Source organism: Coraliomargarita sinensis (assembly GCF_003185655.1).
Classification (GTDB): Bacteria; Verrucomicrobiota; Verrucomicrobiia; order Opitutales; family Coraliomargaritaceae; genus Coraliomargarita_B; species Coraliomargarita_B sinensis.
In genome coordinates this window covers 138,836-154,243 of record NZ_QHJQ01000004.1, presented here as the reverse complement: position 1 = coordinate 154,243, position 15,408 = coordinate 138,836, and the positions used below count along the sequence as shown (strand labels likewise).

General features: G+C 56.4%; 14 protein-coding genes. 5 read left to right on the top strand and 9 right to left on the bottom strand.

Translation table 11 applies throughout. From position 1 onward, the window contains the following. Positions 1 to 100 precede the first annotated feature (100 nt). On the top strand, positions 101 to 919 hold the full coding sequence (locus tag DDZ13_RS07300; RefSeq protein ID WP_110130782.1) for a histidinol-phosphatase: 819 nt from the start codon (positions 101 to 103) through the stop codon (positions 917 to 919). Here the strand turns inward: DDZ13_RS07300 and cdd are convergent. Continuing rightward, entirely contained in the window at positions 916 to 1,800 is an 885-nt protein-coding gene (gene cdd, locus DDZ13_RS07295; RefSeq protein ID WP_110130781.1) for a cytidine deaminase, read from the bottom strand. The genes DDZ13_RS07300 and cdd overlap by 4 nt on opposite strands. 1 nt (position 1,801) lies before the next feature. Continuing rightward, complete coding sequence (locus DDZ13_RS07290) at positions 1,802 to 2,143, bottom strand: DUF4870 domain-containing protein (protein ID WP_233246112.1); 342 nt, start codon at positions 2,141 to 2,143, stop codon at positions 1,802 to 1,804. A gap of 155 nt (positions 2,144 to 2,298) precedes the next feature. Between DDZ13_RS07290 and DDZ13_RS07285 the strand changes: the two genes are divergently transcribed. From DDZ13_RS07285 to DDZ13_RS07275, 3 genes are all read left to right on the top strand, one after another. Beyond that, on the top strand, positions 2,299 to 3,564 hold the full coding sequence (locus DDZ13_RS07285; protein WP_110130780.1) for a diaminopimelate decarboxylase: 1,266 nt from the start codon (positions 2,299 to 2,301) through the stop codon (positions 3,562 to 3,564). A gap of 62 nt (positions 3,565 to 3,626) precedes the next feature. Then, positions 3,627 to 3,893, top strand: a complete 267-nt coding sequence (locus DDZ13_RS07280) for a DUF4212 domain-containing protein (RefSeq protein ID WP_110130779.1) — start codon at positions 3,627 to 3,629, stop codon at positions 3,891 to 3,893. 114 nt (positions 3,894 to 4,007) lie between these two features. Then, positions 4,008 to 5,840: a sodium:solute symporter family protein gene (locus DDZ13_RS07275; protein ID WP_110130778.1), complete on the top strand. Its 1,833-nt coding sequence runs from the start codon at positions 4,008 to 4,010 to the stop codon at positions 5,838 to 5,840. Here the strand turns inward: DDZ13_RS07275 and DDZ13_RS07270 are convergent, their stop codons facing one another. Genes DDZ13_RS07270 through rnc form a run of 5 tightly spaced genes read right to left on the bottom strand, consistent with a single transcriptional unit; the run spans position 5,841 to position 12,500 of the window. Further along, the gene (locus tag DDZ13_RS07270; protein WP_110130777.1) at positions 5,841 to 6,560 is read right to left on the bottom strand and encodes a DUF6901 family protein; all 720 of its coding nucleotides are present in this window, start codon (positions 6,558 to 6,560) and stop codon (positions 5,841 to 5,843) included. It lies immediately after the preceding gene. A 40-nt stretch (positions 6,561 to 6,600) separates the two neighbouring features. Further along, on the bottom strand, positions 6,601 to 7,440 hold the full coding sequence (locus DDZ13_RS07265; protein WP_110130776.1) for a class I SAM-dependent methyltransferase: 840 nt from the start codon (positions 7,438 to 7,440) through the stop codon (positions 6,601 to 6,603). Between the two features lie 44 nt (positions 7,441 to 7,484). Continuing rightward, positions 7,485 to 8,414, bottom strand: coding sequence for a Ppx/GppA phosphatase family protein (locus DDZ13_RS07260; protein ID WP_110130775.1), 930 nt, complete (start codon positions 8,412 to 8,414; stop codon positions 7,485 to 7,487). 47 nt (positions 8,415 to 8,461) lie between these two features. Next, a complete protein-coding gene (mfd, locus tag DDZ13_RS07255; protein WP_110130774.1) occupies positions 8,462 to 11,833 on the bottom strand; it encodes a transcription-repair coupling factor in 3,372 nt (1,123 codons plus the stop codon). After that, the gene (gene rnc / locus DDZ13_RS07250; protein WP_110130773.1) at positions 11,826 to 12,500 is read right to left on the bottom strand and encodes a ribonuclease III; all 675 of its coding nucleotides are present in this window, start codon (positions 12,498 to 12,500) and stop codon (positions 11,826 to 11,828) included. Before rnc ends, mfd begins: the two co-directional genes overlap by 8 nt. Positions 12,501 to 12,630: 130 nt before the next feature. Between rnc and DDZ13_RS07245 the strand changes: the two genes are divergently transcribed. Then, positions 12,631 to 14,181, top strand: a complete 1,551-nt coding sequence (locus DDZ13_RS07245; RefSeq protein WP_110130772.1) for a PhoH family protein — start codon at positions 12,631 to 12,633, stop codon at positions 14,179 to 14,181. 117 nt (positions 14,182 to 14,298) lie between these two features. On the opposite strand, the gene DDZ13_RS07240 is transcribed toward DDZ13_RS07245, so the two are convergent. Then, positions 14,299 to 14,916: a TetR/AcrR family transcriptional regulator gene (locus DDZ13_RS07240; protein ID WP_110130771.1), complete on the bottom strand. Its 618-nt coding sequence runs from the start codon at positions 14,914 to 14,916 to the stop codon at positions 14,299 to 14,301. 12 nt (positions 14,917 to 14,928) lie between these two features. After that, entirely contained in the window at positions 14,929 to 15,390 is a 462-nt protein-coding gene (locus DDZ13_RS07235) for an acetolactate synthase (protein WP_110130770.1), read from the bottom strand. Positions 15,391 to 15,408 lie beyond the last annotated feature (18 nt).

Here is a 15,408-nt window from a genome sequence, read left to right as displayed (position 1 = left end):
CCGTAAAAAAACAAATAACTGGTGAAAAGGTTCTACATTTTTTGTTTCCTTCCGGCGCCTTCGGTCGTTTTAGACATGAGGCATGCGAGTTGACTGTCATATGCACACCCCTCTTTGCGGCCACGCGATCGGCGAACCGATCGAATATGCCATGATGGCCAGAGAGCGTGGCCTCGATTTAATCACGATCACCTGTCATATCCCGATGGATTGGTCGGCATTCGGACAGGAAGGCATACGGATGCACCGCAACCAACTGAATGATTACATTGCACTGGTTGAGGAGACCGCTGCGGCCGCCAAGCCGATGGGAGTGGAGGTGCTCTGTGGGATCGAGGCTGAAGTCTTTCCCGATGAGGCGCATATGGAATCGATGGACGAAGTGCTGGCGGCTCATGACTGGGACTTTGTGCTCGGTTCCCTGCATGCGCAGTGCCAGAGCTACCTGAGCTGGCTATCCGATCACAAGGTCAAGGATGACGCCATGCGCATCGACAGCTACTTTCGACATTTAAAGGATGGGGCTCAGTCCGGCCGTTATGACAGCATGTCACATCCGGATGTAATCCGAACCTACGGGGTGGTCCGGGAGTTCAATCCGGCAGAGCACGAGGATGTGATTCGTGAATTTCTTCAGGCCCTGGTCGATGAAGACATTTGTATGGAGGTGAATACCAGTGGCCTGACCAAAGGGGCCTACGAAGTACACCCCGATCCGTTGATTCTGGATTGGGCCGCTGATCTGGGCGTGAAGCTGACTATCGGGTCCGACTCACACCGCCCAACCTCGGTGGGACAGTTTTTCAACTGGGTGCAACCGATGCTGCGTGAAAAAGGATTTAAGGATTTACACTACTTTCGGGGACGCCAGCGGCAGCGTATCGATATGCCGGAAGGGGCGGCCGAAGCCGCGGACTAGTGGGCACTTTCCATCAGCACACTCTTGACCGGGACATTACAAATACCTCGCATCAGCGCCTCGGAAAAGGCGGTTGATTGAGTGAGTGCGGTGGCAAGTCTGGCTTGGGTGCAACTGCTGATGGAAACTTTGCGCTGCGCCGAAAGGTTCATTTGGTTCAGGGCTGTCGTTACGGCCGGTACACTTGGGTTGAAGGCGAAGCTTTCCGCGATGCGACCGGCAAAGTGCTGGCCGTTAATCGTCTCAATGATAAAGCCTTCCGGCGACTTGCTGTAGGGGGCGTAGCTGCGGCTGGCCGCATTGATCGCACGCTGGGTTTGGTTGCCGTCGTCCGGGTGAATCTTGACGACTTCACTGGGTGAGCTGTCCAGGAGTCCCTGTCCCTTGGCCCGGCGTCGGCCGAATGGTTCCGGCATGAGCTCGGCCAGGTTTTTTTGGACGCCCCGGACGCGGATTGGAAGCTCTTCTGCCGCATGCAACTCGAGCAGAAATTGACGGCAGTGCCCGCAGGGGATTTCGGAGACATACAGCGCCTCGACCGCCGGCTCGCCATGCATCCAGGCATTGATCACGGCGGATTGCTCTGCGTGCAGGCCGGCATGCAAGGGCACACCGGTAAATTCCATGTTCGCGCCGAGGTAGGCGTTTCCTGATTTGCCGATGGCAAGGGCGCCAACCTGAAAGCCCGAAATCGGCACGACTGCGAACTCGCGGGCCAGCGTAATCAGTTTTTCCCGCGCGGGCTCTTCGCGGCAAAACTTGTGTTCAAAATAACCGGTGAACTGCGGGCGGACGAGCGTTTCCAGAATATCAGCATCCAGCTTCCGGGCAATTTTCAGCCCCATTCCGCTCCGGGCGGCGTCGATCCAATCCTGCGCCATTTTATTTGATGAAGCGAATGGTGAAAGGATATTGGTAATTCGTGCCTTCGCTGGCCCGAATTGAGGCAATTATGGTGTACACAATGTTCAGAATGAGAATGACAGGGAAGAGGACGATACCGATAAATGCCAATATGGATAAGAGTGCGACGACTGAGTAGATCGTCATGGAAATTTGAAAATTCAGGGCCTCTTTACCGCAGGCATCGGCGAATGCGCATTCTTCGCGCTTGATCAGCCACATCACAAGTGGTCCGAGTATATTGCCGAATGGGACGCCGAGGAAGCCGGACAATCCCAACAAATGGCAGAGCATGCCCATCGTATGAGTGTCCCTATCCACCGGAGGACTTGACTCGGTTGAAGGTGATGTCGGCTCGCTATCCATGATGGATCGGATAAAAGCAGTCGGGTGTCAGCGTTCAAACAATAACGACTTTCAGGGTTTATTTTTTACATGGCACTTGCCAGAGCGGGCGAGGGCTCTTTGCTACGGGCATGGCAAACTTCCCACAGCCGAATTTTCTCAAATACGAATCCGCACGTCAGATTGCCGATGCGTTTGGCACGCCTGTCTTTGTTTACGATCAGGCCACGCTGGAAGCGGCGGCCAAGGACGTGCTCAATTTTCCGAATGCCTTTGGCCTTACCGCCCGCTACGCGATGAAGGCTTCGCCCAACGCGGCCATCCTCAAGCTTTTCAATAAGCTGGGCCTATGGATCGATGCGAGTTCGGGATTTGAAGTACGCCGCGCCATTGCCGCCGGAATCGAGCCACACAAAATCAGTCTGAGCACCCAGGAGTTGCCGGACGATTTTGCGGAACTTTATGAACTCGGGATCGAGATTAACGCCTGCTCGCTGAACCAACTGGAGCGCTTCGCCAAGGTTTTCCCGGGGCGTGAGATCGGCTTGCGCTTCAACCCCGGTGCGGGCTCAGGCGGCAACAACCGCACAAACGTCGGCGGGACGTCTTCCAGCTTCGGTATCTGGCACGAGTGGATCGATCAGGTGAAGGCGATTGTCGCGTCGGCCGACCTGAAAGCCGTGCGCATTCACACCCACATCGGTTCCGGGAGTGATCCTTCGGTCTGGCAGAAGGTGTCCGCGATGAGCCTGGAGCTTGTCCGACAGTTTCCCGATGTCACCCGCCTGAATCTGGGTGGCGGTTACAAGGTGGCTCGTATGGCCAACGAAGACGGCACCGACCTGCAGGAGTGTGGCGCGCCGGTTGCGGACAAATTCCGGGAGTTTGCCGAGGAGACCGGACGTGAGATTCATCTCGAAGTCGAGCCGGGTACTTATCTATTGGCGAATGCCTGTGCCGTGCTCGCTTCCGTGCAGGATGTCGTTTCCACCGGCCCCGACGGTTACGAGTTTCTTAAACTGGATATGGGCATGACCGAGGTGTTGCGGCCCTCGATTTACGGAGCCCAGCACCCGATTGCCATTTTACAGGCAGAGCCAGCACTGGAGGGGAAAGACTACATGATCGCCGGGCACTGCTGTGAGTCGGGTGACATACTTACGCCGGCCCCGGGGGACCCGGAGTTGCTTTCCACCCGTAGCCTTCCGCTTGCGAAAATTGGTGACCTCTGCGTGATCGACGGGGCCGGGGCCTATTGCGCGTCCATGTCGACCAAGCATTACAACTCCTTCCCCGAAGCTCCGGAAGTTTTGATCGACACGGCGGGCCAGGCCCACCTCATTCGTAGGCGTCAACAGCCGGAAGATATCTGGGCGAATGAAGTCTCGCTTCCATAGACGATAATCTTTTATCAAACTAATACTGCTTAACATACGAACCCCGATTACTACCCCAAAACATGCAGAACGATAACGCTCGTGCCCATCGCAAGTCCTGTCTGCGCCTCACTCTGGCGCTGCTGGCTGTTTGGTTTTTTATCAGCTACGGCTGCAGTATCCTGCTCCGTGATTGGCTGGATGTGAATTTCCCCAGTGTCGGCAATGCGCCCTTCGGATTTTGGATGGCCCAGCAGGGCTCCATAATCGGGTTCATTCTGATTCTGGTCACCTACGCTTTTCTGATGAACCGTCTGGATAACAAGCACGGCTACACCAAGGAAAAGTAGCGCACGACAGGTGAGAAGGTCAAAGGCGTGAAGGTGGAAGGTAATCCACCCCTTTAGCTGCCGACTTTTTCACCTTCATACCTTTCTACCTGCCACCTTCCCACTGCAAACGACATGACTCAAGATACCCTCAACTTCATTTTTATCGGGCTCTCCTTTGCACTCTACATCGGGATCGCCTTCCGTTCCAAGGCGGGCTCGACCAAAGAGTATTATACCGCAGGCGGCGGAGTCTCTCCGTTTGCCAACGGCATGGCCACCGCGGCCGACTGGATGTCGGCGGCGACTTTCATCTCCATGGCCGGTACGGTGGCGATTTCCGGTTACGACGCCTCGCGTTTCCTCATGGGCTGGACGGGCGGATTCGTGCTGCTAACGGTGCTGATGGTGCCTTATTTGCGCAAGTTTAACAAGGCGACCGTGCCCGACTTTGTGGGCGACCGCTACTACTCGAAGCTGGCCCGGGGGGTCGCGGTGGGCTGCGCGATCTTCATTTGCATGACCTATATTATGGGACAAATGCGCGGGGTCGGCGTGGTGTTCTCCCAGCTCTTCGGGATCAGCATTACCTCCGGTGTGATTACCGGGGGTGCGATCGTCTTTTTCTATGCCGGGCTCGGCGGTATGAAAGGGATTACCTACACGCAGGTGGCGCAGTACAGCGTCATGGCGTTTGCCTATACGATTCCGGCTATCTTCATTGCTATGGCGCTGACAGGGAATGTCATCCCGCAACTGGGTTTGATCGGAAACTATACGGCGGGGGATGAAATCGTTCCCTTCCTGCAGAAGATGAACAACATCAACACTGAGCTTGGTTTCAGTGAATATACCTCCGGCAAGATGAGCACGCTCAACATGTTCTGCATTACCGCGGCTCTAATGTGTGGTACCGCCGGACTACCGCACGTGATTGTGCGCTTCTTTACGGTTAAGGATGTACGCGCGGTGCGTAAGTCGGCCTGCTGGACGCTTGCCTTTATTGCCGTCATTTACCTGACCGCCCCGACCATCGGAGCTTTCTCCCGGGTCAATCTGATCGAGAAGCTTCATGACACGGCTTACACGGAAGCCCCGGCCTGGTTCCAGGAGTTCGAGGAGACCGGCCAGATGGCCTGGGTCGACAAGAACGACGACGGCAAAATTCAATACTACGGCCCGGGAATGTCCGAAGCGGGCACCTTTTCCGTCTTTCAGGGGAAGAACCCGGACTATCCGACCTATGAAGCTCCGGAAAACCAGCGCATCGGCAAGCACGGGGAACGTCTGCTCGCAAACAAGGCCGACGACTCCAATCCCAACGAACTGTGGTTCGGTAACGACATCATGGTCATGGCCAATCCACACATGGCCGGGCTCCCGATGTGGGTGATCGCGCTGCTCATGGCCGGCTGTATTGCGGCCGCGCTATCCACGGCTGCGGGGCTGCTTCTCGTCCTTTCCACCTCGATTTCCCACGACCTGATGAAGAAAATCCTCAAGCCGGATCTGACGGATAAGGAGGAGGTCAACTACGCACGTTTTGCCTCCTTTGTCGCTCTGGCTGTTGCGGTGTATTTCGGGATTAATCCGCCCTCGGCTTTTATCGCCAAAACCGTGGCTTTTGCCTTCGGTCTGGCGGCGTCTTCTTTCTTCCCGACACTGCTCATGGGTATTTTTTCCAGTCGCATGAACAAGCAGGGTGCCATTAGCGGTATGATCGCCGGCATACTCTTTACCTTCAGCTACATCACTTATTTTCAGTTTCTCGACGGGACCCCGGACCAATACCTGTTCGGTATTACGCCGGAGGGCATCGGCTTTGTCGGTATGCTGGTTAATTTCGCCGTCGCCTTTGCCGTCAACGCCTTCACCCCGCGTCCGCCGGAGCACATTATCGAAATGGTCGAGAACATCCACATTCCGAGCAGCTCGACCGAAAAGGAAAAGCAGGACTTCGAAATTTAATCACCCGCCCTTGGGCGGCATCACCGCGTTTCCGGTGAAGTAGTCCTTGTATTGATCGAGGCGGTCTTCCAGTGCGTCGGCGACCACAATCGATGCGGCGAAGAACATGACCATGGCATTCGAGATAGCATCACTTTGTTCAATGCCACGAATGCGTTCCGAAAAAGCCTGGTTGAGTTGCTCCAGTTCCTCGTAGAATTGCTTCAGGCCTTCCAGTTCCCAGTCGGGCTCTTCTCCGTCTTGTTTGGCGAAATACTGTTTGGTCAGATAGGCACCAACTGAACGAAACAGGGTCTCGCCGAAGGAGCAAAACGGCATGTGGAAAGTGGCCATGGCACGCAGCCTCCCGACGACCGGGCAGCCACTGGTGGCCATGAGCAGCCCCAGCATGGAGTTTAAACCACTTTGTAGATCACATTCCTGAAGATAAGTGCGCCGTTCGGTCTCCACGGTCAGTTCGACCCGCTCCACGGATTGAAAATCTTTAAACGTTTCCAGTACCTCATGCATCCGGATCGCGGCCGGACAGTGGCTGTGTGTCTCCGTCTTCAGGGGACAGCAGGCACACTGCTCGTGGTCGAGCCGTGTCCATTCCGGATAATTATGGGCTGCCATGTCCTCCGGTGTGACGACATCGCTTTCAGATGTGCCGATATCAAAATCCAGCTGCTTCTCCCCCATATTGTAGGAGTAACGGACGATGTTCGGTGCGATGGACATTTACTTAAGCTAATCAAGCTGTTGTGGTCCGCAAGTTATATCACGGTTTCCAGCGTGCCCATGTGCCGCTCGGGACAGGGTAGGTCTCGGGGGCTCCAGTTAAAAGCATTTCCCCGGACTCGAAAGATCCTTTACCCAGGAGCTGCTGTATCAAATTCTTCAATACGATCGGGCTGAATCCAGGTGTGTGGCTGGTCAAATAAACGAAGCAGGGGCGCTCACTCAGAACGCCCTTAACGAGGTCAAGCGTCTCCAGGAGTGCATGTTCGATCTTGTAAAGTTCGCCGCCTTTACCCCGGCCGAAGGAAGGTGGGTCGAGCAGGATAGCATCATAGCGGCGTCCGCGACGGTTCTCGCGCTTCAGAAATTTGTTCACGTCGTCGACGATCCAGCGAATCGGGTGGTCTTCGAGTCCGTTCAGCTTGGCATTGTCACGAGCCCACTGAACCATGCCTTTAGAAGCATCCACGTGGCAGCAATGGGCGCCGCCTTTCGCACCTGCCAGCGTGGCTCCACCGGAGTAGGCGAACAGGTTAAGAAAGTTCATCGGCTCTTTACGCTTGGGAGCCTCAGTCACGAGTGTTTCCGTGATCCAGTCCCACATGGCACGGGTTTCAGGAAAAACCCCGAGGTGGCCGAAGTCGGTGGTCGAGAGCTTCATTTTGATCCCGTTCACCGTAGCGATCCAGGAGTCGGGCAATTGGTCGCGCCCGCGCCACTCCAGACCTTTTTTCCGGGTAAAGAAAGCATCGGCCTGCTTCCATTGATTTTGGTTTTTGGGGGACCAAACCGCCTGCGCGCAGGGACGGTCCAGCACGATTTGCCCAAAACGTTCCAGCTTACGACCGTGTCCGCTATCCAGTAGTTCGTATTCGTTCATATTATATGAGAAGACAGAAGACAGAAGACAGAAGGCAGAGGAAATTACTTGAGCAGTTCGGCGGCCATACCGTAGCGGAGGTTGCAAAAGGAATGGGTCAGGCTATTTCTTCCGGCGTGATGCAGTAGGGCGAGAATGGTAATCAATGCTGTCGGAATGATGTCCGCCCGGGAAGCCGGAAGGTGGGGTACCGCCATACGCTCATGCAGCGGCATGGCACAGAGCTCTTCCTTAAGCCCTTTGAGTTCCTCAACTTTGAGTACGGGGTAGTGCTCATCGATTTTCTGGCCCTGTTTGGCGGCCAGGATGGCCCGGCTAACGACGAAGGCGCCGCCGGTGGCAATCAAGGGGTCCTTCTTCGGGTTGAAATCGAAATCGCACTGGGCGAGTTCAGCATGCACGAAGGCATTAATTGCCGTTTCCACGTGTCTGGAAATAGGGGCTTCCCGGTCAGTGACAAATCGTTCGCTCAGTCGTACGGCCCCCAATCGCAAAGAAATCGCCTGCTCGATCCGCGCCTTTTTGAAGCGAATCAGTTCAAGACTGCCGCCGCCGATATCCATTTGGATGAAATTCTCGGCCCCGGCGAGTTGTGGATCACAGGCGAGGCCATGCCCAATGTAGGTGGCTTCTTCCGTGCCTGTGAGCACGCGGATCCTGATGCCGGTTTTGTCAAAAACGCAGTCGATGAAGTCCTGCCCGTTCAAGGCGTCCCGCACGGCACTGGTGGCAACGACCGCAATTTCCTTCGGTTCATATTCGCGGGCGATGCGAACGAGCTCGACGACGGTTTTGCAGCCCTCTTCGATCGCGTGTTCGCTGATATTGGGCAGATCGTTGCTGATGCCCGTGCTGATCCGGGTCTCAATCGTTTCGGTAAACAGCCCTTCCACTCCCGCTTCGCCCCGGGAAGCGGCCACAAGCAACTTGATGGAATTACTCCCCACATCTATGACTGCTACCGCACCGGACATGCCAGCATGCAATCCGACTAGAAATTTCCGTCAAGGATTGAGCTGTGCTACTTCTTTTTCTGGCTCAAAAAACGTTGGATTTCTTTAAGGCGCTTCAGTGGTTCCTTCGATTTCAAGCGTGGGAAACGTGTGCCGGATTTGAGGAATTCTTTCCCTTTCACCGGCTGGGCCAGTTTACAGATGAGCCGTTCGCCCTCGCTCTCCACCCGGCGAACCCCGGCGCACTCGGCGAGGACGCGAATTTCGCTGACGGCAATGAGAGCCTCAACCGCAAGGGGGAGGGGGCCGAAGCGGTCTTTCAATTCCACGGCAATATCCCGCACGGTCTGCCGTTCTTCGGCCAGTGCGAGGCGGCGATAAAGATCAATGCGCAGCCTGGGCTCGGCAATGTAGTCGGCTGGCAGGGCCGCTTCGATGATTTTTCCTGTCCCGGTGTTTTCCGCTTCCTTGATCGCAGCGAAGCTGAAGGTGCCCGAAGTTTGTCTTGATTTGCCGCCGCCCTCGCCGGTGGCAATGAAATCGAGTTTGACTTCCGCGCGGATACGGTCGGCACCCGCTTCGCCTTTGAGGCGGGCCACACTTTGCTTCAGCAACTGGCAGTAGAGCTCAAAGCCGATGCCGGCGATGTGGCCGCTCTGCTGAGAGCCGAGCAGGTTGCCCGCACCCCGTAGTTCCAGGTCGCGCATGGCGATGCGGAAGCCGGCCCCGAGTTGGTTGTGCTGTTTCAGCGCGTTGAGGCGCTTTTGGGCTTGGTCAACGAGCGCGGCATGTCGGTGCAGGAGCAGGTAGGCGTAGGCCTGTCGTTTGAAACGTCCGACCCGCCCCCGAATCTGGTAGAGCTGGGCGAGGCCGAATCGGTCGGCGCCTTCGATGATGAGGGTGTTGCAGTTCGGGATATCAATGCCCGATTCGATAATCGTGGTGCAAACGAGCACATCGAATTCACCGGCCACAAATCGAGTCATGATTTTTTCCAGCTGACGCTCTTCCATCTGGCCGTGGCCGACCGCAACTTTTAGTCTCGGGTGCATTTCTTCAATTTTACGGGCGACGCCTTCAATCGTGGCAACCCGGTTATGCAGGTAGAAGACCTGGCCGCCCCGGTCGGTTTCAGCCTGAATCGCACTTTTGATTAGAGCCTCGTCGTAGCTTCGCACGATGGTTTCAATCGGTCGCCGGTCGACGGGCGGGGTTTCGATGACGCTCATGGCACGCGCACCTGCCATGGCGAGATAAAGCGTGCGGGGGATGGGGGTGGCGCTGAGGGTGAGAATATCGATATCGGCGCGGAGCTTTTTAATCGCTTCCTTCTGTTTGACGCCGAATCGTTGTTCCTCGTCGACCACCAGTAGGCCGAGGTCCTGCAGGTGTACATCGCGGCTGAGTAGCCGATGGGTGCCGATCACGATGTCGACCCGCCCTTCGGCCAGTTGAGCAATAATTTCCTTGTTTTGCTTCGGTGTCCGGAAGCGGCTGACCATTTCGATAATGATCGGATATTGCGCCATCCGCTCGCAGAAGGTGGCAAAATGCTGCTGGCAGAGCACGGTGGTCGGTACGAGCATGGCGACCTGTTTGCCCGCCAGCACCGCCTTAAGTGCCGCGCGAATCGCCACTTCCGTCTTTCCAAAGCCGACGTCGCCACAGATCAGCCGGTCCATGGGCAAATCTTTTTCCATGTCTTCCTTGGTGGCCTCAATGGCGCGCAGTTGGTCCGGGGTTTCTTTATAAGGAAAGGCCGATTCGAAGTCCCTCTGCCATGGGTGGTCCGGCGGAAAGGCATAGCCCCCCGACTGCTCGCGCCGGGCATGCAGATGGAGCATTTCAGCGGCGTAGTCCAGCGTCGCCCGCTCGGCGGCGGCGCGGGTTTTTTCCCAGGTCGTGCCGCCGATCTTACCCAGTTTCGGTTGTGCTTTTGTCAGCCCGACATAGCGCGTGAGCAGGTGCGATTCGTGCAGCGGTACGTGAATCGTCATTTGCTCGGCAAACTCGACCGAGATGACTTCCTTGGTGCCACCTTTAATCTCGATTTGCGTGAGCCCCCGAAAGAGGCAAACCCCGTGCTGCAAGTGCACCAGGGCATCGCCATCCGCCAACTCGGTGAAGTCGAGTAATTGGTCGACCTGGGAAATGGTGGGCCGGGCCCGCTCTCTTCTGGCGGAGAGCTTTCGGTGAGCCCTGCCAAAGTATTCGGTGTCAGCGATGACGACAAAGCCTTGTTTTGCAGCGGAGGGGAAGGCTGAGACTGGAAACTGAGCATTGGACCTGTAAACAAAGCCGCCGCTGATCGTGCCCGAAAGATAGGTCGGCTTGAGCCCCTCCGTGACCGGATTGTCGGCCAACAGCTCCCGAATACGCTTGGTCTCGCTTTCGCCGGCGGAAACGAAAATAAGCTCCAGCCCTTCCTTGTGCCAGTCCTTGAGCTGTAGCTCGAATTTCAGACGAAGATTTTGTTCGGATTCGAAGCGGTCCTGGCCGATTTGTCCGGCTTCCGAATGAAAGCGGTAGTTCTCGGTTGCCTCGGTTGCGAGCGGGATACGTTCGGCCCTTCTAAAAAGTTCGTGTTCTGTATCCAGCTCGCAAATACAATTGAATTGATCATTCTTGGCACTGCGATGCTCCAGCAGTTGGTAGATGGAACGGAGTGATTGTCGTTTTTTTACTTTTTCGAAGCGATAAGGGTGTTCCCGTACCAGATTGGAGGGTTCCTCAAATATCCAGATCAGGCCGGTTTCGGGCAGGTACTCGCTGAGGGCGCCTTCACGGGATTCAGTTTCTCCGGAGTTGCCGGCTACCGGGACCGTGATGGATGAGACACTTTCCGCGCTGCGCTGGGAGGTGGGGTCAAAGCTGCGGATGCTCTCGATTTCGTCGCCAAAAAAATCAATGCGATAGGGGCGGGTGGCGTCAAAGGGGTAGATGTCGATCAGGCCCCCGCGTACGGCGATCTGCCCCGGGTGTTCGCAAAGAGCCTCCGAATCGTAATTCAATTTTCGGGTCAGCTGCTCCTGCAGGCCGATATAGTCGATTTCATGGCCCACCCGCAGTTCAATCTGCCGGCTCTGGAAAATCTCTCGTTCCGGGCACGGGCCCATTAAGGCCTCCGGAGTGGCGATGATCAGGCGGGGTTGTTCCTGCAGCAGAGCACTCAATACGCTGAGGCGTTCGCAGACCCGATCCATGCGACGGTTGGGGTCAATGTCCGGGGGCGGATCTTCCGGGAAATGCAGGATTTGCAGTTCGGCCTCATCCCAGTCCGCATAGTTTCGGACTTCCGCAGTCAACTCCGCCGCCCGGCGTGGGTTCGCCACCAGGGCGATACTGGTGGATGGGACCTCCTTGGCGGCGAGTGAGTAGAGCAGAGCCGCCCGCGCCTCCGCGCAGACGCCGCTGTATAACCTGCGTTCTGAATCAGGCATTTTTCTCAATCGCTTCGAGCGCGATCTCAGCCGCGGCCATTTCAGCTACTTTGATCGAGCTGCCCTCGCCTTTGCCGATCGGCTTTCCCTCGAGTTGAACACTGGCGGTATAGCGACGTTTGTGGTCCGGGCCCTCGGAACGGACCAGTGTATACTCCGGCAGGGCGCCGGCACAGTGTTTCTGTGCCCACTCCTGTAGTTCGCTCTTCGGGTTACGTTGATCGGAACTGGCCTCGATCGACTCCAGCTCGTTCTTGAATATCCGACTGACAAAGTCCCGCGTCGCTTTCAACCCGCCATCGAGATAGATGGCTCCGATCAGGGCCTCCAACGCGTCCTCCAGCATGGACTCGCTAGGCTCCGGATGATGCCGGCGCTGGCTTTCGCTGACCCGAATGTGTGCGCCCAGATCCAGTTCTTTTGCTTTGGCGGCCAGGCTGCGTCCGTTGACCAGGGAGGCCCGGGTCCGATCGAGTGCGCCCTCGTCCTGAGCCGGGAGGCGGTGGTACAGCGCGTCAGCAATAATCAGGTCGAGCGCGGCATCCCCCAGGAATTCAAGGCGCTGGTTGTCGCCGTGATCAGCGTTGCAACTGGCATGGGTATAGGCGAGCGATTCCAGCGAGGGATCGCTGAAGCTATAGCCGATTTTCGAGTGATTTTCTTCCATTTCAGTAAAATATCAGGGTAGGCAGGTTTCCGACTTGCGCCAGTCGAGTCTGCACGATTAAGCCTATGCATAACTGTTAATTCACTGGCTGCAAACGCCAGATTGTATTCCGATCTTTTCCTTCCGACCCTTGCCAAAGAAAAAAACGAAGCCCGCCAAGACAAAGATATTTGTTCTTGATACCAACGTTCTCCTCCACGACCCGCAGTGTCTCTACAAGTTTGAGGATAACACCATTGCTATTCCGGTGGAAGTACTGGAGGAGCTGGACCGGAAGAAGTCGGCTCCCGGCGAGTTGGGCTTTGCCGCCCGCAAGGTGCACCGCGACCTCCGCGCGCTTTTCGACGACCAACTCGACGTGCCACCCGAATTGGAAGGGAAGGGAAGCTCCGCGCTCAGTCGTGACCTGCCCAACGGTGGCCGCCTCATCGTGGTGATCAACGATTACTTTATCGGCGAGGATCATGGCAGTGAGGGCATGAACCGCCTCAAGGCCACGCTGGTCGATATGGAGAAAATGGACAGCCGTATACTCGCGTCGGTCTTCTTCCTGAAGGAGGTTTGCGAGGATTGCCGCGTCATTCTCGTGACGAAGGATGCCAACATGGCCCTGAAGGGGATCGCTCTCGGTCTCGAAGTTCAGGACTACATGAACGACAAGGTGACCGGGGCTAAAATCGGCGGCGGTGTCCAGACCATCACTATCGATGACGAGGACTATGAGCGGTTCCTGGAAGAGCACGGCGTGGATCTCTCGCCGGACGTGACCAGCCACCTCTTCATCAACGAATACATTTACATCACGAACGGAGAGTTCCGCGAACCGGCGCGCTATCGTGGTGACGGGCAAATCGATGCGCTCATTCTCGGAAACGAGACCGGTGTGAAGATTCCCAAGGGAATCAATATTCACCCGCTGAACGACGAGCAGCGTATGTTGATGGACGCGCTTCTGGACGAGGACATCAAGCTGGTCACCTGTTCCGGCAAGGCCGGCACGGGCAAGACGCTGGTCTCTATTGCCATGGCGCTTTTCCAGACGCTCGGCGATGACAACCTTTACGAGCGGGTTTTTATCACCCGTCCGCTCGTTCACATCGGCAAGGATACCGGCGCACTACCCGGTACGCTCGACGAGAAGATGGCCCCCTATATCGCACCCTTCTACGACAATCTCGAGGTGCTCTTCAGCAACCGCAAGATTACGAAGAAGGACGAGCCCAATGATGATCAGGCTCATCTCGACCGCATCACGTCGACCCGCAAGCGCAAGAAGGCCATGGCCAAGCTGGCCAAACAACCTTCGCAGCAGGAGCAGGACGAGGATGAGTCCAACAAGCCACGCAAACCTTACCAGTTCCTCTTTGATTATGGGATGGTCGAGGTCGAGGCCATGACCTTCATTCGCGGGCGCTCTCTCTCCAACACCATCTTCATTATCGACGAGGCGCAAAATCTCACGCCGCACGAGGCCAAGACCGTCGTTAGTCGTATGGCCGAGGGCTCCAAGGTGATCCTACTGGGGGACCCCTATCAGGTGGACAGTATGTTTCTCGATGCCTGGTCAAACGGTCTCGTTCATACCGCACAGCGCCTCAAAGGGACGGATATCACCGCGCATCTTGAGCTCACGACGGGGGTGCGTTCCGAGCTCGCCGACCTGGCAGCGGATTTGCTTTGAGACGGCAATCGACGGCACTGTGTGCCATCGCTACAAACTTCGGTGGGCGAGAACATGACCTGTAAACCCGGTTAATTTCGGAATAAGGAACAGGCGAGACGCCTGTCCTACCTCAGATTAGAGCAGATTTGTCGGGAGGACGTCGCTCTTCTGGTCGCTGCTGTCGTCGCTCTCCGCGCTTATCGGGCGTTCCAGTTGAGCGCTCAAGGAGTCCAGATTTTTCGGGTCGACCGTTTCGCCGGCGAGGTCGGCTTCGATTGTCAATGCGAGGAGGGCGCAGGCTTGAGCCCATTTTTGCCGCGCCTCGTAGCCGAGTCCTCCGCCGAGAATTTCCGGAAGTTCCTTCCAGAGTGATTTCCATTCGGTCGTGAAGGACCGGGTGAGCGGATTGTTGGCGACGTGCCGCCAGAGACAGATTTGCCGGGTCGCCGCATCGCCGCGTATGTGGCGGGACAGTGATCCCGCCAAGTGACTCAAGACATGTGCTGGTTCTACGTTGGAACCGTTGACAAGCTCATCGGCTGCAGGGAGCCAGCTGCGACTTTGCGCGACTCTCTGAAGCAGTCCTTCAAAATCTCCAAAATAGCGGTAGATCAAAACTTTGTCGGACCCGGCCCGCTCCGCCACGCTGTTGACCCCGATCTGGGCGAATCCGGACTCGGCAACGAGTTCAATCGCGGCGTCCTGGAAGCGTTGTTCGGTTGCGCTGCGCGAGCGTTTTCGAGCTTTGGGCATAAGCAAAGATCGTTAGCGTGCGATATCGTCCTGCCCGATGACCCGGAGCTGATTGCGCTTTAGGGTGTCCGCCGCGAGCTCGTTATCTTCCAGGCTGATGGCCAGAGCGTAGCGTCCGTGAGGGCGCACCAGAAAGGGGTAAATATAGTGAATATTGATTTCGGCCTGAACGAGAGCGCAGGTCACGACTTTAAGGTCGGACTCCTCTTTCAGTTCCACGGCAACCAGCTCGCTTTGAACGTAGGAGAACTGGTGCTCGATAAGCAGTTTTTGTGCTTCCTGCGGGTAATCGACAATCACCCGTATAATAGAGCTGTCCGTGGTATCGAGAATGGAGATCGCCATGACGTGGACCTCGTGTACCGCGAGTAAGCCAACAATCTCGTTGAGGCGACCGACTTTGTTATCGGCGTGAATCGAGAATTGGATGATGGGCTCAAAGCGACCCGGATCACGCATAATTTCCGCTGACATGCTGCAAGAGCATAGGAC